This window comes from Alteromonas sp. KUL17 (assembly GCF_006538305.1).
In the GTDB taxonomy this organism is placed as follows: Bacteria; Pseudomonadota; Gammaproteobacteria; order Enterobacterales; family Alteromonadaceae; genus Alteromonas; species Alteromonas macleodii.
In genome coordinates, this window is sequence record NZ_BJKJ01000003.1 from 82,921 (window position 1) to 103,352 (window position 20,432).

Genomic DNA, 20,432 nt, shown 5'->3' on the forward strand with positions numbered 1-20,432 from the left:
CTATAGAGCCCTTATATCAATCCGCATAGATAATTGCCCACTCAGAAGACGCTGGCAAGTTTCCTAGCGAAGCGTGGGAGTGCAGGAATGGTATTCTCTACATCTAACAAGGTATGGTTTTATGCAACAGCGAACGCAAACTCGCCCGTCTGTGAGAATTAGCACCGCTTATATTTCTCATGGTGGAGGGCCGCTTCCACTTCTTGAAATGCAGTCAGTAGGAGAGGCGAGAATGCCTGCCTATCACATTGAAATGATTGAAGCGCTCAAAGCATTATCAACAGATTTACCCAAACCTGATGCAGTCATAGTGATTAGTGCCCATTGGGAAGATACTGAAGTCTGTGTAACTACTCACCCAGAACCTTCCTTGATTTATGACTATTATGGCTTCCCTAAAGAGGCGTATTCCTTTGAATATTCGGCCAAAGGAGAAGTAGCACTTGCAACTATATTACTAGAGCGTTTAGCAGGGCAAGGCATTGCTGTACGGGAGGATAGGGCACGTGGTTTCGATCATGGAATGTTCATTCCCCTAAGTATTATGTATCCCGGTGCCGATGTACCCTGCATTCAACTATCCATTACGTCTGATTTGGATTCTAAAAAGCATGTGCTATTGGGGGAAGCAATTAGGAAAGCTGTTGAACTCGGGGTAGAGCCTGTAAATAGTGAAGCAAAGAACGAAGTGAATATTTTAGTATTGGGCTCGGGGTCTTCTTTTCACAATATGCAGGGCTTTTTTGATAGCTCCGATGATGCAATGCGAAAAGCAACGCGCTTTAATAACTGGCTTCAGACAACTATGCAGACCAGTGCCTACAGCGAGAATGAACGAAAAGCTCGTCTTGTTGAATGGTACAGCGCGCCGGATGCGCGATACGCCCATCCTAGAGAAGAGCACCTTCTCCCTCTCCATGTTTGTTATGGTGTTAATAATAGAGCAGCTGATAAAGCTCTGTCTTTAACGCTTCTAACCAAACCTGCAAGCATGTTTATGTGGTGTGATTGACCAGTGCTTCACATTGCCGCGTCAGTGCAACACCTGATGGGATACCGGCTGCGTTAAACGAGAGCAATTAAATTTTGAACACTTTGATTATCAATTGGTCGTTTGAGTAAAAATGTTAAAATTAGTGCTTTACAGTCCCACATAAATCATTAAGATACGCAGCACTTCAGGAGAGTTGGCAGAGCCCGGTTTAATGCACCTGACTTGAAATCAGACGTGGGGTCAAACCCACCGGGGGTTCGAATCCCTCACTCTCCGCCATATTATGAAAACCCGCACATTGTTGCGGGTTTTTTTATGGGCTAAATTTACGCGCTTTAGTATATGGCTATAGCCAAGAGTGAAACCTACGCAAAACTATATTGTTCAAAGCTAAACGAACATTATCATTTTGGCATCATGAACTGTCGACGTGTATAGAATACCTAATGAGAATTTTTGAGTGAGAACTTCAATCGCTTTTAAAAAACTTCGTTTTAAGTTTTACGTGCATTTATAGTAGGTTAACGCTAATAGTGTTTTTAAATAATGAGAACGCAGGTCATTTTCTACCAAGATGGTTATTATTCTTGCGAAAAGGTGAATATTTCACCAGTTGATTGATTTAATTGAAATTAGTGCTTTACAGCGTCACGTAAATCATTAAGATAAGCGTCACTTCAGGAGAGTTGGCAGAGCCCGGTTTAATGCACCTGACTTGAAATCAGACGTGGGGTCAAACCCACCGGGGGTTCGAATCCCTCACTCTCCGCCAAATACGAAAAACCCGCACATTGTTGCGGGTTTTTTTATGGGTCAAATAAAAACGTGCTGCTAGAACGTTTTCAACCAACCTCGTTACACGTTGTAGTGTCGATACTTATCACCGCATAAAAATCATTATTCTTATCGTTGTACAAATAATTAACTGTAATTCCATGTCGCCTAAAAATTTCTTGCGAGGGTGAAGTGCACACATACGGATAGAGCTTCTTTTGTTGTTCCTCTACAAATTGATTAACGCCTTTGTTTTGAGTCAACGTCATAGAGCGATAGTGATAAGTGATCTCTCCGTCACTGGTTGATAGGCGCTCCATAGTGAGTGTTGGGTTTACAATTAAAGGGGTACTCTTATTGCCTTTGCGAACGGCTTCATTGAGAAGCGCATTAGTATAGTTGTCAGCTGCAGTCGCGGGTGAACCGTACAACGAGAGCAGCGTTACTGCTATGTAAATTACTGATTTCATGTTAAGAAAAATCCTTTTTCGTTTCTGAAGGTGTGAAGGTATAAGCGTATAAGTATGCTGTTTACCGACGCAGCTTATTAGCCAACGTTGAATCGGGCATTTAGTAAGCTAGGTAAACGTAACATGATAACCAACGGTATCTCCATGCTTTTTATGATCACGAGCTTTAAGTTGAACGGTGTTTCACAGCATCATCGCAGGCATAAGTTTGTTATGAAATATTTTCTGATCTCATCCTGTCTGTATCTTGTAATTACAGGACATTCCATAAAAACCTAGTTATGTCGCGCTTTATTCATAAAAGCTTGGTATACATAAAGGGTTAGCAATCAACTGAAATCATTACGGCATTTTAAAGCGCTCTTCTTTTAGTCTTATGGCGCTGGTCCTACGCAGTTGGTAGTAATAACAAAAATCGAGAGGACATTATGCAGGCAATGCCCACACTTAATTTACGGGACGGAACAGTTGAGCAAAAAAGACAGGAAATAAAGGCTTATTTCCTCGATTCCTTTGATACCTACGAATCGCTTTTCTCTTGTCTTGCCAATGATGACGTATTTTATCAACGACCTGAAAAGTTGCGCCATCCGTTAATTTTCTATTTTGGTCATACTGCTACTTTCTTTATCAATAAATTAGTACTGTCTAAGGCAATAAACGAGCGCATTAACCCAAAATTTGAATCGTTATTTGCCATTGGTGTTGATGAAATGAGTTGGGATGATCTTAACGATGAAAATTACGACTGGCCGAAGGTGGAAGAGGTGCGTCAATATCGTAATCAAGTGCGCACATTGGTATGCGATTTAATAGATACCATGTCTTTCAGCATGCCTATTGACTGGGAAAGCCCAATGTGGCCCGTTGTAATGGGAATAGAGCATGAACGTATTCATTTAGAAACCTCATCTGTTCTAATCAGACAGCTACCTATTGCATCGGTACGCCCCAGCCCAGAATGGCCTGCATGTAGCACTATGCAAACTAATGCTGAAGCGTTAGAGGCTAATGTTTTAATGACCGTTCCGGCACAGAAAGTCATAAATGACAAAGCGTGGGACAGTGCTTATTACGGCTGGGACAATGAATATGGTTCTCAGCAAGAATCCGTTAGCGAGTTTAGTGCGTCTAAATTTCTTGTAAGTAATGGTGAGTATTTATCGTTTGTGCAAGACGGCGGCTATAACAACGCAAAATACTGGGAGGCTGAAGGCAATAAGTGGCGTGAATACAATAAAGCTCAGCACCCTGTATTTTGGATTAAAAAGGGTGATGATTATTTATATCGCAGCATGCTTGAAGAGCATCCACTACCTTTAGATTGGCCTGTGGATGTGAATTATCATGAAGCGAAAGCGTTTTGTAACTACTTGAGTGAAAAAACGGGTGATCTTATTCGTCTGCCGACTGAAAATGAATGGCAAGCGTTACGACAGCAGGCTGGTGTAACGCAAACCGTATACAGCGAAGGATTCAACATAGCGCTGCAAAAGTATGCGTCGAGTGAACCTGTTAATGTTAATAAGTCCGGCGAATTTTATGATGTTGTTGGCAACGTATGGCAATGGACAGAAACACCCATCTATCCGTTTGAGGGCTTTAACGTTCATCCTTTATATGACGACTTTACAACACCAACATTCGACAATAAGCATAACCTCATTAAAGGCGGTAGTTGGGTATCTACAGGTAACGAAGCAATGAAAGATAGTCGTTACGCTTTTAGGCGTCACTTCTTTCAGCACGCGGGGTTTCGGTATGTTCAAGGAAAGCGAGTTATAGCAGTGAACGATTTTGATTATGAAAGTGATACACAGGTTTCGCAGTACAGTGAATTCCATTACGGCGACGAGTACTACGGCGTCCCTAATTTTGCTAAAGCCAGTGCGCAGTTTTGTATTGACGCTATGCAAGGGCGTCAACACGCTAAAGCGTTAGATTTAGGGTGTGCCGTTGGTCGGTCTACCTTTGAACTTGCAAAATACTTCGATCATGTCGATGGCATCGATTTTTCTGCACGCTTTATAAAAACAGCGTTTGAGATGCAAGAGCGTGGTGAAATACGCTATAACCTTATAGAAGAAGGTGAACTTACGTCGTTTAAGGCGCGCAAGCTCTCCGCGCTCGGTTTAGATGACAGTGTAGACAACGTTGCTTTCGCACAAGGTGATGCGTGTAATTTGAAGCCGCAATTTACAGGCTACGACTTGATCTTCTTAGGCAACCTTATTGATAGAGTGTATAGTCCAAGAAAGGTATTAACGGACATGGCCACGCGGCTAAATAAAGGTGGATTGCTTGTTGTCGCCAGCCCCTTTACATGGTTGGAGGAGTATACCGAAAGAAGTGAATGGTTGGGCGGCTATAAAGATGAAAATGGTGAAACGCTTAGTTCTACTCAGGCGCTTGAAGATGCATTAGGTCAGAGCTTTAAACGAATTGCTGAACCTAAAGACATTCCATTTGTCATTCGAGAAACAAAGCGGAAATACCAACATACGCTTTCTGAATTTAACGTGTTTGAAAAGATAGAATAACACGGTGTCTATTAAAGCGTGTGTGAAGTATAAAGTGAGCGCGGTACGCGTGTAACGTGCTTATAAGTATAATAGATTTCAGAAGGCCTTTAGCCAATAGTAAATGCGTAAGGCTATATAAATAGGATAATGTGAAGGTGAGCAACGCGCTAAGCCATCTCCCCGTGTTCAACGCTATGCAAAGCGAGTTTGTGCCTTACAAGGATGTATGGCAGGCACCTTCTCACCTGAAACTCGATCAAACCCGTCTTAAATATTCAGCGATATTTCGCCGCTTTCAGGGCGCGTCTTCATCTCAAGCGAACGTTGTCGCGTCTCAGCAAGACCCTATTCCAATGTGGATAGCGGATATGGACATCCCGCCTTGTGATGAAATTCTCAGCGCGATTACACAGAACCTTCGCTCTACTTATGGATATCAGTCCCTTGATATCGGTGACGCGGTAGCAAAACGTTTTGAGCGTACCACACAAAAAAGTAGTCGCTTTAAAGTAGAAAGTGGCGATGTTGTGGATGTTGCGAGCGCAATAGGAGCAATAGACGTTGCGCTTCACACTTTTTGCCAACCTGGTCAAAAAGTCATGGTATTAACACCAACTTATTCCCCTTTAACAGAGGCTATTAAAAATAACGGCTTAACGCCAGTATCTATTCCAGTCATTCAAAACGCGCGTCAAATTCAGACTAAGCTTTCTGAAGTTGCCGCGACAAAGGGTAGCGACAAGAGTCGTCAGGAAGACGTCGAAGGTTCTTACTCAACTATAGATACTTCAGCCTTCGACAGTGCTGCGGCTGCATTCGTGATTTGCCATCCTAATAACCCTACGGGTACAGTGTTAAGTGCAGAAGAGCAGCGTGTTATTATGAGCTTCTGCGCCAAGAACGATATTTTAATGATCACTGATGAGGTGCACAGCGAGTTTGCATTTAACTCGTCAAATGAACCAACGCTAATCCCCATGTTTGGTGCAGAGGTAAGCAATAAGAGCAAGGGGCGCCAAGAAAGTCTAAACGGTGGTAACATCCATACTCATCAACTGCCACGCATTATCCACATTAATAGCGTGTCCAAAGCGTTTAACCTAGCGAGTATTCCAGGTGCATCGTATGCGGTCATTAAGGATAAAACGATCAGAGAGACGTTTGCCCAAGCTATTAATAGCAGGCACCTGAACGCAAGTAACTTAGGAAAAGTTGCGTTGATTGCCGCCTATGAGAAGGGAAGTACTTGGTTAGACAGCGTAAAAAGTGCGTTGAGCTTTAACCGAAAGCTTGTTGTGCGCTTCTTTGAGCACTATGGTTTATCTGTTAATTATACAATGGGCAGCGCTGGTTATTTCTTGTGGCTAGACCTTTCAACATTCCCTTCGCATTTAACACAGCCGAACAGTATCGCTTCTGTGGATGGAGCTCCTTTAGGTGACGCTTCTCGTCAACCTCTCAAATATTCACCCGTGACCACTGTGGAAGGATGTATTGAGCGCGGCGTGATAGGTAACGACGGCGCGACCTTTGGTTCTCCACACCATATTAGGCTAAATTTAGCCTGTCACCCTGCGGTTGTAGAAACCGCGCTGCAAAGACTGTGCTTTATTTCTTAGCGTAGCTTAACCCGCATCTGTTGACCGATAGTTAGTTTAATTCTAAATATTAGAATAATATGCTCAAATATATGACATTTTATTTCTATTAAAGAGGATTAAAATGGCCTTATTAAATAATTAGCCCTTAACACATGTTCTATCGCCCAGCGTTACTCCTGCTGGGCAGAAGAGTCAGTGGCGGCTTACGGTTATAAGGAATGCAAGATGATGTATTTGAGAAAAGCGAATGAAAGAGGAAAAGTGAACTTTGGCTGGCTAAAAAGCCAACATAGCTTTTCGTTTGGACATTATTATGATGCAAAACATATGGGGTTTTCAGCGCTACGGGTTATCAATGACGATGTTGTTCAGGCCGGCAGAGGTTTTGAAACCCACGGTCACAGAGATATGGAGATAATTTCATATGTTGTGAGCGGTGCTTTAAAGCACAAAGATAATACCGGTAATGAGTACGTAGTGCCTGCGGGTGACGTGCAAGTAATGAGTGCAGGTAAGGGTATTATGCATTCAGAGTTTAACCCTTCTACTGAAGAGCCTGTTAACTTTCTCCAAATTTGGATTGTGCCCAATGAAAAAGGCGGTACGCCCAGCTATGCGCAAAAAACCTTTGGCACACAGGCGGGTGGAAATAACCATGATTCAAAGCTTGAATTATTAGTAAGTGATAACGGTAGGGAAGGGTCATTACGCATTAAGCAAAATGCGGCAATCAGCCGTTTAACTTTGAAAGCTGGCGAAACATGGGAGCATGGCACTGAAGACCAAAAGGGTTACCTTCATATGATTAGCGGTAATGTACAGGCTGTGGTAGACAGTGAAACGAATGCAGTTGAAATAGAGGCAGGCGATGCTTTGGGTATTTACGAGCAAGACATCATTCGTCTGAAAGCCTCAGAGGAAAGTGTGGCCTTGTGGTTTGAATTACCTAAATAGCTGCCTAAAAGTAATCTAGATCAATAATTTAGTTTCAAATTGTGTATCTCTACTTCACGAATTCTTATCTCGTGGTATGATGACTTGGATAAGGTTAAAGGCTGGTAATACTTCTCATTAATGAGCATTATCAGTCTTTATTCCAGTTGTATGTAAAACTGAAGTCAGTGAGATACTAGAGTGATAAAAATAATCCTAGCAGATGACCATGATTTGGTCAGAACAGGGATACGCCGGATTCTGGAAGACGTAGACGATTTTACTATTCTCGCAGAAGCGAAGAACGGTGAAGACGCGGTACTTTTGTGCCGAAAAAACGCGCCAGATGTGGTACTCATGGACGTGAATATGCCCGGTATTGGTGGACTGGAGGCGACAAAGAAAATTGTTCGTATGTCTGAAAATACGCGTGTTATTTGTGTTTCAATGCACAAGGAAAGTCCTATTCCAATGCAAGTTATGGACGCAGGCGCATACGGTTTTCTGACAAAAGATGCAGAGCCAGACGAAGTAATACGCGCTATCCATAAAGTTGCGGCAGGACAAAAGTATGTTGATCAAGAAGTGGCCAATAGCATCGCCATCGGTAAGTTATTGCCTAGTTCGGATAATCCGTTTGACGAGCTATCGAGTAGAGAACTTACAATAGCAATGCGATTAACCGAAGGTCACAAAGTGCCGGATATAGCCCGAGAACTCAGTATTAACTCAAAAACGGTTAATACTTACCGTTATCGAATGTTTCAAAAGTTAGGCGTAAATTCTGATGTAGAGCTAACGCACTTGGCCTATCGTCATAAGCTTATCAATCCTAACACCTTTTAAGCGTCACTAGACGCGCAACGTCAAAGTGATTATGTCTGCATTTGATTCAGCAGCATTTCTTAAGAATCTAACCTCTCAACCTGGCGTGTACCGCATGTACAATAGTCAGGAAGAGGTTATTTACGTAGGAAAAGCCAAAAACCTTAAAAAGCGTGTATCAAGCTATTTTCGTAGTAATCTTGATAACGCCAAAACGCGTTCGCTAGTTAGTCAGATTGCGAACATGGATGTCACGGTTGTAAACAGCGAAACCGAAGCGTTCTTGCTTGAGAACAACTTCATCAAGAAATACAAACCGCGTTACAACGTGGTCATGCGTGACGACAAGTCTTATCCCTTTATCTTCTTATCCGACCACGAACATCCAAGGCTTTCTTTCCATCGCGGCCCTCAAAAGAAAAAGGGCGAATACTTTGGCCCATACCCCAGTGCGTGGTCGGTGCGAGAAAGCTTGCGTTCAATGCAGCGAATTTTCCCCGTACGTCAGTGCGAAGATAGCTATTACCGAGCACGCAGCAGACCTTGTCTTCAGTATCAGATGCAGCGCTGTAGTGCGCCGTGTGTAGAAGGCTATGTGAGCGATGAAGAATATAAAGAGCAGGTCAATTTTGCACGCTTGTTCTTGAAAGGTAAAAACCAGCAGGTCATTGGTGGGCTGGTGGAAAAGATGGAAGCAGCCAGCGAGGCACTCAACTTTGAAGCTGCTGCCCGTTACCGCGATCAGATTAATGCACTAAGAAAAGTTCAAGAACGACAGTGGGTTGCCGGTACTCAAGACGAAATGGATGTGTTTGGGTTTGCGTTCAAAGGCAATATGGCGTGTATTCAGGTAATGTTTATTCGTGAAGGGCAGTTGTTAGGCAGCAAGGCCTATTTTCCCAAAGTACCCAACACTGCCGATGAACAAGAAGTTTTTGAATCTTTCTTCCTACAGTTCTATCTGGCGGGTAACAAAGTTATTCCCAAGCAGATAGTACTTAGCAATACATTAACTGACGAAGACGCGATAGCAGATGTACTAGCCAGTGAAGCGGGACACAAGGTCCAGTTCTTTAAAGGGGCGAGGGAAGAGAAACGCAAGTACCTGCAGCTGGCGCAGTCAAATGCGCAAACTGCGTTAGAAGCTCAATACAGTCAGCAAAAGTCTGTGTTTGCACGCTATCTCGACTTAGAAGCGGCACTGGAAGTTGATACGCCTATTCAACGCATGGAGTGTTTTGATATATCACACACGTCTGGCCAGCAAACGGTGGCTTCGTGTGTGGTATTTAATCGTGAAGGTCCGCACAAAAGTGACTATCGCCGATATAATATAGAAGGCATCACCCCAGGTGATGACTACGCGGCCATGGCACAGGCGTTAAAACGTCGCTACAAGTCAGTGAAAGAAGTGCAAAAAATACCTGACCTTCTATTAATAGACGGTGGTAAAGGACAGCTTGCCCAAGCAGAAGCGTTTTTTGAAGATTGGCCCCATGATAAAAAGCCTATGCTGTTAGGCGTGGCAAAAGGCACCACCCGTAAGCCTGGCTTAGAAACACTAATACTGGCAGGTAGCCATCAGGTTCTGCCGATGGACAGCCATTCGCCAGGGCTTCACCTTATTCAGCATATTCGCGATGAATCTCACCGATTTGCCATTACTGGGCACCGCAACCGACGCCAGAAAGTTAAAACCACGTCGAGTTTGGAAAGCATACCTGGTATTGGTGCTAAACGCAGACAAACACTGCTTAAATTCATGGGGGGCTTGCAGGGTCTTAAGAAAGCCAGCAAAGATGAAATTTCAAATGTACCTGGTATAAGCCCTGAACTGGCGGAAACTATTTACGACCACCTTCATCAATAAATGAATGAGTAACAAGCAATGCATTACAAATTAAGGTAATGTGTTACAAAAATGAAAGATGCAGAGCTTATACGCTACCGCGCTAAAACGCCCATAGAGGCATAACACCGAGACGTACTTTTTATGTGGACTGTTCCAAACTGTATTACTTTATTCCGAGTAATCCTTATTCCTGTATTTGTAGTTGTTTATTTTCTTGATTGGCGCTGGGCGCACGAGGCAGGCGCATTTATTTTTTGGCTTGCCGCAATAACGGACTGGTTTGACGGCTATCTAGCAAGAAAACTACAGCAGTCTACACCCTTTGGTGCATTCTTAGATCCTGTAGCAGACAAGCTCATTGTGGGCGCTGCTCTTCTTATGATTACTCATAGTTATGCAAACCTGTGGATCACGTTGCCATCTATTGCGCTATTGGTTCGTGAAATTTATGTGTCGGCGTTACGTGAATGGATGGGTTCGAATGGTGTAAGGGATGCGGTTAAAGTGTCTTTTATAGGTAAAGCAAAAACCACTGCGCAAATGTTAGCCTTAATTGGCTTGTTGTCGGGATTAGAAACCTTTATGGGCATAACTATTTATTGGGTTTCTTTAGGTTATATTCTTTTATATTTCTCAGCAGTGCTGTCAATTTGGTCAATGTTTGTTTATACAAAAGCGGCCTGGCCACACCTTCGAAGTGGCGCAGTAAAGTGAAATTGATCGTACATTAATCAAAGTGAATAAAAAAATAGCAAACGATCATAAAAAACCGCATTTATCTCAATTTAAACGCTTTTTTGTGTTGACAGTTTTGAATGGGTAGGTAGAATGCACCCCACATTTCGAGAGGACATCAACCAAACGAAATGGTCGATTAAGACATGCGGGAATAGCTCAGTTGGTAGAGCACGACCTTGCCAAGGTCGGGGTCGCGAGTTCGAATCTCGTTTCCCGCTCCAATCTCTTAGAGATGAGTTTTAATCACGCGCCAGACGCATCTGGCGGAATGGCAGAATGGCTATGCAGCGGATTGCAAATCCGTCTATCTCGGTTCGACTCCGGGTTCCGCCTCCAAACGCTGCAACGCAGCATCAGGTTCTACGCCTGACACCTTTGCTGAAAAGCAACCCGATGCCCGGGTGGTGAAATTGGTAGACACAAGGGATTTAAAATCCCTCGCTGGTAACAGCGTGCCGGTTCAAGTCCGGCCCCGGGCACCATTTATCTACTCCCAAACATTCCAAATTTTAATCAAAAAATTGAAAAGATATTTGCGCTCTTTTATCACAAATTACTATGGTAAAATCCATAAAAATTTTGGCAAAGACGTACTATCTTGAATTCTGTTATGTCACTTCGTTTAGACGAGTTATCTCGTGCTGAACGTCCATTCCACGCTCGTGGGAGTAAAGTAGTTCGCTGCGACGCATGTCTGCTTCCAACGCAAAACTGTATTTGTGAATTTAAGCCTGAGGCTGGCACTGATGTGGCGGTTTTGTTCTTGATGTACAAAGGCGAATATTATAAGCCTACTAATACCGGTCGTTTAATTGCGGACGTGGTTAAAGATAACCACGCATTTTTGTGGAAGCGCACCGAGCCAGAAGAGGCGCTATTGGCGTTACTTCGCAACGAAAAATATTTTCCTATCGTGGTATTTCCACACGAATATGCTGCAGCTGAACGTTGTATTGATACGCCACCATTGAATACTGGGAAAACGTTACTATTTATTTTCTTGGATGGAACGTGGCGTGAAGCAAAAAAAATGTTCGTGAAGAGTCCTTACTTGCATGACTTTCCTGTGTTGGGCGTGGGTATGGACGTAGCGTCAGATTATTTACTACGCGAATCTACCCATGATTTCCAACACTGTACTGCTGAAGTTGGTATTAGCGTTTTAGACCTTGCGCAGCAGAAGCAAGGGGCGCAAACCTTAGCGCATTATTTCAGTGTGTTTAGACGGGAATATTTAAAAGGTAAGCCGCATTTACAGCATAAGCTTGCGTTTGCAGAGTCGCAGGTTAAAAGTAACATTTAAAAAGCGTCACTTTTATTTGCGAAAGTATTGTTTTACATCCACTATTTCATATTAACAAAACACGGAGAAAGCGAATGGCATCAGTTACTTTTCAAGGCAATACAGTTACGACAAAGGGTCAGCTTCCTGAAGTAGGCACATCTGCACCAGACTTTACATTAGTGAAAGCAGATTTGGGTGAAGTAACACTGTCTGAGCTTGCAGGAAAAAATGTGGTATTAAACATTTTCCCTTCTATCGACACGGGAACATGTGCAATGTCTGTCCGTAAATTCAACGAAGAAGCGGCAAAATTGGATAACACTACAGTTATCTGTGTATCGGCAGATCTTCCGTTTGCAGCGGGTCGTTTCTGTGGTGCTGAAGGTATTGAAAATGTACTTACAGGCTCGACTTTCCGCTCAAGCTTTGGTGTTGACTATGGTGTTACCTTTGAATCAGCGCCGCTTACTGGGCTGCTGTCTCGTTCAGTAGTGGTTATCGATGCCGAAGGCAAAGTGGTTTACACAGAGCAAGTTGCAGAAACAACAGAAGAGCCGAATTACGACGCGGCTATCGCAGCTCTTAGCTAAGTAGATCCGCAACATAGGTTAGTTGGTTAGCTAACTATGTAATGTGTTTGAATACGTACCGATTTGTTTTATCGGGGTATTACAGGGCACTCACTGATGTGGGTGCCTTTTAGGAGAATGTAATGGCATCGGTATTGCTCTCAGTTGGTGAATTAGCCAATGTAATGCAACAAAAGCCGGTAACGCTTGTACGAGCGTTAATGGACGACCCCGTTTCAAAAACACCAGATACGCGCACGGCAATGGTTTTACCTGCGTCAGTCGACTTTGACTTAGATAGTGAAGGTAGCGATCACACTACAGGTCTCCCTCACAGTATGCCTTCTGCAAATGACCTTGCAATTTATCTTGGTAATCAGGGTATAACAGCGAATACACCTATTACGGTATACGATACCCGTGGAATATATTCTGCGCCAAGAGTGTGGTGGATGTTAAAAGCGTTGGGCCACCAAGATGTTTATATATTAAATGGCGGACAGCCTGCATGGGAAAAAGCAGCGCTGCCGGTTTCAGAACAACAACAATACGGAAAATTAACCTATCAAGCTACACCTAGGCCTGGTTGGTTCGCAAATTCCGGTGCAGTACTTCAGGCAATAAATACTGAAGCACAACTTGTTGATGCGCGTAGCGCGCCGCGATTCAAAGGAGAAGTGTCAGAGCCTCGTGAAGGAGTACGTTCAGGTCATATGCCTGGAGCGTTTAATATTCCTTTTGACACCTTACTCAAAAGCGGGCATTTTTTGCCAGTTGATCATCTTAAGGCTATTTTTGACCGCGCTAATATCGATTTACGCAAACCTATTATTTGTACGTGTGGTTCTGGCGTTACCGCCTGCATAATTGGTGTGGCGGCATTATTGTGCGGCGCTACTCAGGTTTCAGTATACGATGGCTCTTGGTCAGAGTGGGGCGCTGATACTCAATATCCTGTGGTCAAAGATATGTAAAGAGTCGCGGCTTTTAACTAAGTAAATATACAACATGCTAATCGTATAATTAGCGCTATAACTACAGAGTAAGAACAACCTGATGCCATCTGATCAACCTCTACCCAATATTGTTATTCTTACCGGTGCGGGTATTTCCGCTGAATCTGGATTAAAGACATTTCGGGATAATGACGGCCTTTGGGAAAATCATCGCGTAGAAGAGGTGGCCACCCCAGAGGCTTTTGAACAAAATCCTAGCTTAGTTTATCGCTTTTACAACGCTCGACGTGCGCAGTTACAGCAAGACGACGTGAATCCTAATGCAGCGCATGAGGCGCTGGCCAAACTTGAGAAAGCGTTCGGTAGCAACCTGATGTTGGTTACTCAAAATGTGGATGACTTGCATGAGCGCGGTGGAAGCCAGTCTGTTTACCATATGCATGGCAAGCTGCTATCGGCGCGCTGCGCTATAAGCCAGCAAACTTTTGACTGGAGTGATAGTTTTGATCACACCACTAAATGCCCGTGTTGCAACAGAGTAACCTTACGACCGGATATCGTGTGGTTTGGTGAAATGCCAATGTACATGGAAGAGATTTATGATGCGCTTTCAAAGGCTGATGTGTTTATTGCTATTGGCACATCAGGGAATGTTTATCCTGCCGCGGGTTTTGTTCAGATCGCTAAAGAAAGTGGCGCACATACCATAGAGGCAAATTTGGAGCCGGGCGTAACTAATGCATTGTTCGATGAATCGCTAACAGGCCCTGCTTCTCACATCGTTCCACAATGGGTTGATCAATTAATATCAAAGTACGCGCTGTAGGAGGCGCATAACATGCAGTATTTGAATGAGTTTCTTACCATTGCGTTGGTACACCTTGTGGCTGTTGCTAGCCCAGGTCCAGATTTCGCGGTGGTTGTTCGAAACAGCGTGGCCTATGGCAGACGTATCGCCATGTACACCAGTATAGGGATTGGCTTAGCTATATTACTGCATGTGGCTTACTCGTTAGTGGGGCTTAGTGTGGTTATTGCAACTACTCCATGGTTATTCACCACATTTAGCTATGCCGCCGCAGCTTATTTACTGTACCTTGCGTTTGGTGCGCTTAGAAGCGGGCCTGTAAAGCAGGACCAGGCAGTTAACGCTGAAAAGAAAACATCCCACATATCTGCAAAGCGCGCAGTTTGGATGGGCTTTCTCACTAATGGACTAAACCCAAAAGCAACGCTATTTTTCCTCTCATTGTTTACTGCAATTATTAGTATTGATACTCCATTTACTGTGAAACTTGGCTACGGTATCTATTTAGCTATAGCTACTGGACTGTGGTTCTGTTTTCTTTCATACCTTTTGAGCACCAGTAAAGTAGCTGAGCTTATTGGTAAAAAAGGGTATTGGTTAGACCGTGCGATGGGGGTGCTACTCGTCGGTTTAGCTGCGAAATTAGTACTAGGTTAACGTTTGTTTACCTTACAAACAGGCATTTGTTTTTGTGAATTGGTATAATCCCGCCGATTTTTCAAAAAGATAAGAGAGTTGTGTGAAAGACGTAAACCAAGACCGCCTGAACAATACGTTGTCTAAACAGTATCAATTTGATACCAAAGGTCTATTGCGCCGCGCTGCCGGTTTAACAAAGGCAAACTTTTCATCATTGCTGCAGGGAAGTGTTGTTCTATTTTTGACGTTTGTCGTGTTAGGTGTATTTGCTCAGCAGTACATCACAATAAATGACGATGGGACCTATGTATTCGAGCATCAGTCTATCATAGAAATTGTTGCAATCTGCATCGTTGCCCCGCTGTTGACGGGGTTGTATATGATGGGCGTTTTTGTTGCCCGCGGCACTAAAACTTCAGTATTTACCGTATTCCAGTTTTTCCCCTTGATATTTTTGCTGGCACTCACTCAGCTAGTAAACAGTATTCTTGTTCAACTAGGTATGATGTTGCTTATTATACCCGGCGTTTATTTTTATTTAGCATCGTCCTTTTCACTTATGTTGGTTGCTGACAGAAAGTTAACGCCAATTAGTGCGATCATCCTGTCGTGTCGCGTATTTAATGCATACTGGGCTCAAATTGCCAGCATATTTGGTGTGTTCTTTTTACTGTTTGTGTCGGTGCCATTAACGCTGGGCTTTTCACTTATTTGGGTATTACCTTTTTATTTTAGTATGATGGGCTTGCTCTATCAGGAACTGATTGGCGAGCAGGGAGTAAGCACGGAAGCATCTGAAAACGATGTGAATGAGTCTAGCTTTGATGCATAAGCGTGAAACCTTTAAAATTGTCCTTATTACGTTAGGCGTATTGGCGGTAATCGTCATTAACGCCATAATTTTTACTGAGGACGAACCGGATATTTTAGATATACCGCAAACGGTTGAAGCTAAAAAGCCGGTGCCTAACTTCTCTGCCTATACAGATGTAAAAGAGAAGAAAGAGGCGTTTTTTAACTATTTACGCCCCGAAATAGAGAAGCAGAATGCGTATCTACTCACGCTTAGACATTACGTACAAACCTTATATAGAAAGGCGTTAGCTAACGAAACGCTCTCTGAAGAAGATATGGCAAGGCTTGAATGGTTAGAAGAGGAATATCGAGTTAAGCCAACGCAGCCGCTAAAATCAAAATTGCTAGCTTTACTACAAAAGATTGATGTTCTACCAGCCGAACTCGTGCTCGTGCAAGCCGCGAATGAGTCAGCTTGGGGCACCAGCCGGTTCGCAAGAAAGGGCTATAACTTCTTTGGCTTATGGTGTTTCTCTAAGGGGTGTGGTTTTGTTCCTAACCGTCGAAACGATGGGGCATCTCATGAAGTTGCCAAATTCGACAGTTTGTCGCGTGCAACGTACACCTACATGCGAAATTTAAACCGCCACGACGCGTATGCGGATTTAAGAGAGATCCGCAGTCGACTGCGTGCAAACCAAATTCCTATTACTGGTGTTGCGTTAGCTGAAGGGCTAATGAACTATTCTGAGCGAGGAGCCGCTTATGTTGAAGAGCTTCAAACTATGATCCTATTTAACGAGGAGTTTTTATCCGAATGATACGCGCTGCTTTATTTTTTGCTTCATCTCTGTTTATTGGTGTAGGCAGTTCTTCCGTTGCTGCTGAAACGATAGATGTTGAGTACAGCCGTTTCTATAGCCATGTTAAAAAGCTGGATAATGAAGATACCCAAGCACTTCAGTTTGCATTCGGGTTTGTTCGTGTTGGCGAAGGGCGTTTATGTGAAGTTAACGGAGCGTCTATCGTAACCGATAAGAAAACAATGCCCTTAGAAGTGAGTGGTGAAGGGCGATTCACGGTGCCTACTGAAAAGGCCCTGAAACTTGCCAACGCACTGGTTCGCATCGATTTAAACGAACGCGCGAACGTGTGTGATATGTCGGTACAACTTGAAACCAAGCCGGAATATCTTAAGCAGTATTACACAAAAGACGACCTTACTTTTTTGTATGGTCAGTACGAAGCTTTCTTTAATGAAATGGGAAGCTTTTTGTCTTTCATGATGCCTTCGGTAAAGGGCTTGATGATTCAGTTTGATGACAAGAATTTAGATTTCATTACACCACAAGGTGTGCAAATCAATAACGGCGTGTTGCATCTAGAACAAGATTGGATCAACGACGCAAAAGGCTTAACACTGCCTCATGCGCCGCTACGTGTTACCGCTATGGCGTCAAGCTAAATGCATATTTGGGGTTAGGTAAGAAGCTGATACCTAATTTGCTCTGCTAAACGCGAGATGGTCTCTTCGCCCTTCGCGCATAGCTCTTCGGCTCTGTGGAATTCCATAATACCCACGTCGGTAAGCTGAGGCTCAATAAGAATGTCAGGCGGATCGCCAGCCAAACGTGAGCGTGTGACGCGAGCTTGAAGTATCTCAAGTGAACTGCTCATCACGCTCATAATTCCCGGCGGGTTTCGCTTGTTCACTTTAGCGGGGACTTCGGTCAACTCTTCTTCCACTTTTTCAATCACATCAGAAGCAATGCCTTCTTCAGTCTTTACATTGCCAGCCGAGACGCTGTCTTTTTCATCTTTTTTCTCTAGGGCTTTTTCTTCTTTGTTGTCAGGAGAGAACCATTGGCGTAGTACGTTTTGACTCTTTGTAAAAAAGTCCTCGGTTTTGCGCTGGTTTTCTTCATGATCTTGTCTCAACTTTTCAAGACGAAGTGGTCGAAAATCGGCGTTAAGGTTAACCGCGATCACAAAATCGGCCCCTAATTGGCGACATAAGTTCACCGGTACAGGGTTTACAACGGCACCGTCTACCAACCAACGATCACCGTGTGCTACGGGCGCAAAAAGTGCGGGAATAGCGCAGGATGCTTGAATGGTGTCTCCGATAGGACCAGAGTTAAACACCACTTCACGGCCTGTATAAAGGTCGGTAGCCACAGCCGCAAACGGCTTAAGCATGTCTTCATAAGTCGATTCACAAAACTCGCTTGCTAGTTTGTCGAAAACCTTCTGTCCGCTTGCAATGCCGCCGCGTCTAAGTCCTACGCCCATAAGAGCAAGTACCTGCCAGTCGCTAAGGGAACAGGCCCACTCTTTCAAGCCTTCCAGCTTGCCACTTGCGTAGGCAGCACCAACATAAGCACCAATAGAACATCCCGCTACAACGTCAATTTTTACGCCGAGTTTTTCTAATGCTTCAATTATGCCAATGTGAGTCCAGCCCCTTGCGGCACCGGCACCTAGCGCAAGTCCAATTTTCATTTACTTAGGTTCCATAATGTTTATTACTTCAATAGTATTATCTTCATCACTGAAGTCCGTACTATTTTCTGTAGTGAAAGAAGGTTCATCGAACCCGATATCACCGTCTTCTACCGGGCCTTCTTGTGTAGCTATAGCTTTAAAATCATAAAGGTTGCTGTCGATTAAGTGTGAAGGCGCTACGTTTTGAAGCGCACGGAACATCGACTCTATACGACCTGGGAAGCGACGGTTCCAGTCTTGAAGCATAGCCTTTATGTTTTGGCGCTGTAGGTTTTCTTGTGAGCCACAAAGGTTACACGGAATAATCGGAAATTCAGCGGCCTGAGAATATTTCTCGATGTCTTTTTCTGTGCAGTAGGCCAATGGACGAATAACGATGTGTTCACCGTTATCGCTGACTAGCTTTGGCGGCATAGACTTAAGCTTGCCACCATGAAACATATTGAGGAAAAACGTTTCTAGCATGTCGTCGCGGTGATGACCTAATGCAATTTTAGTCGCACCTAACTCTTTTGCCGTGCGGTACAGAATACCACGGCGCAAGCGAGAACAGAGAGAGCAAGTCGTCTTTCCCTCTGGAATTTTGTCTTTAACAATAGAGTAGGTGTCTTCTTCTACAATTTTGTAGTCAACGCCAATGCTTTCTAGATATTCAGGCAAGATATGTTCGGGGAAACCAGGCTGCTTTTGGTCAAGATTAACCGCAACGATATCAAAATGAATAGGCGCAATCTTCTTTAAAAACAATAAAATATCTAGCATGGTGTAGCTGTCTTTACCGCCAGATAAACACACCATTACTTTGTCGTTGTTTTCAATCATACCGAAATCGCCAATGGCTTTACCCACATTGCGGCGAAGTCGTTTCTGAAGTTTGTTGAAGTTGTACTTTTGCTTACTTTGCGCAGCATTTAATGGCGACGCGTCAGCACTGTTTGTGCCTAAACTCATAATTAACTAGCTTGGTTTGTGATAAAGCCACCATTATACATTAAAGCGGCTTTTCGAGACCATGCTTGTGAAGTTAAATTTGTTGGTGACATACCGCGTTGGCCGCTAAGTAACGGCAAACACGGGCTATGTGGTACTGATAAAAAGACTACACCGACAACGGCGACACAAATCCATCTGGCTTAATAGCAAGCACATCGCAATTGAGTTCGTCGATCACGTGTTCTGCAGTGTTACCAATTAGGGCCGCTGAAATGCCCACACGGCCAACGGTACCAATAACAACCAGCTCTGCATCTAGTGTTTTTGCCACTTGCGGGATAACTTTTTCCGGAAGGCCTTCTCTTACTACGCATTTGTTCTCAGGAATACCGTACTTTAACGCGTGACTACGCATTTCCTTTAAATGATGATTTTTTACCGCGTCGTGATAGGTATCGGGGTCGAACTCAGGCACTTCTATGGCGATATTAAGTGGTGTAGAAGGGTAACTGTTGACCAAATTTACGCTCCCTTTCAATAAAGAGGCGTAGTCGTTAGCAATGAGGGTGAGCTTATCGTTAAGTGCGGCGTGCTCATCGTCTTCACTGCCTACGTTTACTGCAGCAATAATCTCTCCTCCTTCTGGCCAGTCGTGCTCTTTAACGAGCAATACTGGGCGAGGGCATTTACGCATTAAATGCCAGTCGGTGGGGGTGAAAATAACAGAAGCAAGATCGTCGTGCTTTTTGGTTGCCTTTACCACTAAATCTATCTGATTGTTTAGGGTGTAGTAAATAATCGATTCATACGCGCGATTATTCCATTCAACAACGATATCAGTTTCAGTGAATCCTTGTTCTCTTAAGTGGGTGGCAAGCCATTTTGCATGCTCCTTTGTAACTGCATCGCGCATTGACTCGCGCTCATCCGGGCTAAGCATGGTCGTCATATCATAAGATAAGTCGTATACCACCATCATGGCGGTAACTGAAGCGCCTGTTTTTGAAGCGAGTTCATAAGCACGGCTTAGTGCAGGTTGGTTATCGCGCTCGGCATCTACCACGGCCAGAATTCGTTTACACTCAATCATAACGTCCCCCTAACTACGAAACTTAGTAGCGGCTGTCGAAATCGAAGCTTTCTAATACTAACTATAAACGACATTGGGAAAAACGTAAGTTGTTTTAGATCAAGAATTTTACGAGGCGACCATGAGTGAACCTACCTAATTGA

Annotated in this window: 19 protein-coding genes and 5 tRNA genes; 20 read left to right on the forward strand and 4 right to left on the reverse strand. The window is 43.8% G+C overall.

What is annotated here, in order from left to right; genetic code table 11:
- Positions 1 to 121 precede the first annotated feature (121 nt).
- From KUL49_RS03675 to KUL49_RS03685, 3 genes are all read left to right on the forward strand, one after another.
- Positions 122 to 1,012, forward strand: coding sequence for a class III extradiol ring-cleavage dioxygenase (locus KUL49_RS03675; protein WP_131136346.1), 891 nt, complete (start codon positions 122 to 124; stop codon positions 1,010 to 1,012).
- Between the two features lie 169 nt (positions 1,013 to 1,181).
- A tRNA-Ser gene (locus KUL49_RS03680) sits at positions 1,182 to 1,273 on the forward strand.
- A 401-nt stretch (positions 1,274 to 1,674) separates the two neighbouring features.
- Positions 1,675 to 1,766: transfer RNA gene (locus KUL49_RS03685), tRNA-Ser, on the forward strand.
- 70 nt (positions 1,767 to 1,836) lie between these two features.
- On the opposite strand, the gene KUL49_RS03690 is transcribed toward KUL49_RS03685, so the two are convergent.
- Complete coding sequence (locus tag KUL49_RS03690) at positions 1,837 to 2,238, reverse strand: hypothetical protein (protein WP_014949614.1); 402 nt, start codon at positions 2,236 to 2,238, stop codon at positions 1,837 to 1,839.
- A 428-nt stretch (positions 2,239 to 2,666) separates the two neighbouring features.
- Here KUL49_RS03690 and ovoA point away from each other — a divergent pair, with 428 nt between their 5' ends.
- The 17 genes from ovoA (at position 2,667) to KUL49_RS03775 (ending at position 17,226) form a co-directional block, all read left to right on the forward strand.
- Positions 2,667 to 4,778: a 5-histidylcysteine sulfoxide synthase gene (ovoA, locus tag KUL49_RS03695; RefSeq protein ID WP_131136347.1), complete on the forward strand. Its 2,112-nt coding sequence runs from the start codon at positions 2,667 to 2,669 to the stop codon at positions 4,776 to 4,778.
- A 137-nt stretch (positions 4,779 to 4,915) separates the two neighbouring features.
- A complete protein-coding gene (locus KUL49_RS03700) occupies positions 4,916 to 6,379 on the forward strand; it encodes an aminotransferase class I/II-fold pyridoxal phosphate-dependent enzyme (RefSeq protein ID WP_131136348.1) in 1,464 nt (487 codons plus the stop codon).
- A 207-nt stretch (positions 6,380 to 6,586) separates the two neighbouring features.
- Positions 6,587 to 7,315 (forward strand): pirin family protein, encoded by a 729-nt coding sequence (locus tag KUL49_RS03705; protein ID WP_049588228.1) that lies wholly within the window; start codon positions 6,587 to 6,589, stop codon positions 7,313 to 7,315.
- 180 nt (positions 7,316 to 7,495) lie between these two features.
- The gene (gene uvrY, locus KUL49_RS03710) at positions 7,496 to 8,140 is read left to right on the forward strand and encodes a UvrY/SirA/GacA family response regulator transcription factor (protein ID WP_014949610.1); all 645 of its coding nucleotides are present in this window, start codon (positions 7,496 to 7,498) and stop codon (positions 8,138 to 8,140) included.
- 31 nt (positions 8,141 to 8,171) lie between these two features.
- Entirely contained in the window at positions 8,172 to 9,989 is a 1,818-nt protein-coding gene (gene uvrC, locus KUL49_RS03715; RefSeq protein WP_101564710.1) for an excinuclease ABC subunit UvrC, read from the forward strand.
- A 123-nt stretch (positions 9,990 to 10,112) separates the two neighbouring features.
- Positions 10,113 to 10,685 (forward strand): CDP-diacylglycerol--glycerol-3-phosphate 3-phosphatidyltransferase, encoded by a 573-nt coding sequence (gene pgsA, locus KUL49_RS03720; RefSeq protein WP_014949608.1) that lies wholly within the window; start codon positions 10,113 to 10,115, stop codon positions 10,683 to 10,685.
- Positions 10,686 to 10,854: 169 nt separating this feature from the next.
- Positions 10,855 to 10,930: transfer RNA gene (locus tag KUL49_RS03725), tRNA-Gly, on the forward strand.
- A 41-nt stretch (positions 10,931 to 10,971) separates the two neighbouring features.
- Positions 10,972 to 11,045, forward strand: a tRNA-Cys gene (locus tag KUL49_RS03730).
- Between the two features lie 59 nt (positions 11,046 to 11,104).
- A tRNA-Leu gene (locus tag KUL49_RS03735) sits at positions 11,105 to 11,191 on the forward strand.
- Between the two features lie 128 nt (positions 11,192 to 11,319).
- The gene (locus KUL49_RS03740; RefSeq protein WP_131136349.1) at positions 11,320 to 12,012 is read left to right on the forward strand and encodes a tRNA-uridine aminocarboxypropyltransferase; all 693 of its coding nucleotides are present in this window, start codon (positions 11,320 to 11,322) and stop codon (positions 12,010 to 12,012) included.
- A gap of 74 nt (positions 12,013 to 12,086) precedes the next feature.
- Positions 12,087 to 12,584, forward strand: coding sequence for a thiol peroxidase (gene tpx / locus KUL49_RS03745; protein WP_039233109.1), 498 nt, complete (start codon positions 12,087 to 12,089; stop codon positions 12,582 to 12,584).
- A 122-nt stretch (positions 12,585 to 12,706) separates the two neighbouring features.
- The gene (locus KUL49_RS03750; RefSeq protein ID WP_075177962.1) at positions 12,707 to 13,537 is read left to right on the forward strand and encodes a sulfurtransferase; all 831 of its coding nucleotides are present in this window, start codon (positions 12,707 to 12,709) and stop codon (positions 13,535 to 13,537) included.
- An 82-nt stretch (positions 13,538 to 13,619) separates the two neighbouring features.
- Entirely contained in the window at positions 13,620 to 14,345 is a 726-nt protein-coding gene (gene cobB, locus KUL49_RS03755) for a Sir2 family NAD+-dependent deacetylase (RefSeq protein WP_131136350.1), read from the forward strand.
- A 12-nt stretch (positions 14,346 to 14,357) separates the two neighbouring features.
- Positions 14,358 to 14,984 carry a LysE family translocator gene (locus KUL49_RS03760; protein ID WP_131136351.1) on the forward strand — a complete coding sequence of 209 codons (627 nt, stop codon included), beginning with the start codon at positions 14,358 to 14,360 and terminating at the stop codon, positions 14,982 to 14,984.
- An 82-nt stretch (positions 14,985 to 15,066) separates the two neighbouring features.
- Complete coding sequence (locus KUL49_RS03765) at positions 15,067 to 15,798, forward strand: stress protein (protein ID WP_014949602.1); 732 nt, start codon at positions 15,067 to 15,069, stop codon at positions 15,796 to 15,798.
- Entirely contained in the window at positions 15,791 to 16,582 is a 792-nt protein-coding gene (locus KUL49_RS03770; RefSeq protein ID WP_014949601.1) for a glucosaminidase domain-containing protein, read from the forward strand. The genes KUL49_RS03765 and KUL49_RS03770 overlap by 8 nt, the downstream gene beginning before the upstream one ends.
- On the forward strand, positions 16,579 to 17,226 hold the full coding sequence (locus tag KUL49_RS03775; RefSeq protein WP_014976627.1) for a DUF2987 domain-containing protein: 648 nt from the start codon (positions 16,579 to 16,581) through the stop codon (positions 17,224 to 17,226). The genes KUL49_RS03770 and KUL49_RS03775 overlap by 4 nt, the downstream gene beginning before the upstream one ends.
- Before the next feature lie 14 nt (positions 17,227 to 17,240).
- Here the strand turns inward: KUL49_RS03775 and KUL49_RS03780 are convergent, their stop codons facing one another.
- The 3 genes from KUL49_RS03780 to uspE all read right to left on the reverse strand — a co-directional run bounded on the left by KUL49_RS03780 (position 17,241) and on the right by uspE (position 20,289).
- On the reverse strand, positions 17,241 to 18,263 hold the full coding sequence (locus KUL49_RS03780; protein WP_131136352.1) for a patatin-like phospholipase family protein: 1,023 nt from the start codon (positions 18,261 to 18,263) through the stop codon (positions 17,241 to 17,243).
- Positions 18,264 to 19,217 carry a tRNA 2-thiocytidine(32) synthetase TtcA gene (gene ttcA, locus KUL49_RS03785; RefSeq protein WP_014949598.1) on the reverse strand — a complete coding sequence of 318 codons (954 nt, stop codon included), beginning with the start codon at positions 19,215 to 19,217 and terminating at the stop codon, positions 18,264 to 18,266.
- A gap of 148 nt (positions 19,218 to 19,365) precedes the next feature.
- The gene (gene uspE / locus KUL49_RS03790) at positions 19,366 to 20,289 is read right to left on the reverse strand and encodes a universal stress protein UspE (protein ID WP_014949597.1); all 924 of its coding nucleotides are present in this window, start codon (positions 20,287 to 20,289) and stop codon (positions 19,366 to 19,368) included.
- Positions 20,290 to 20,432 lie beyond the last annotated feature (143 nt).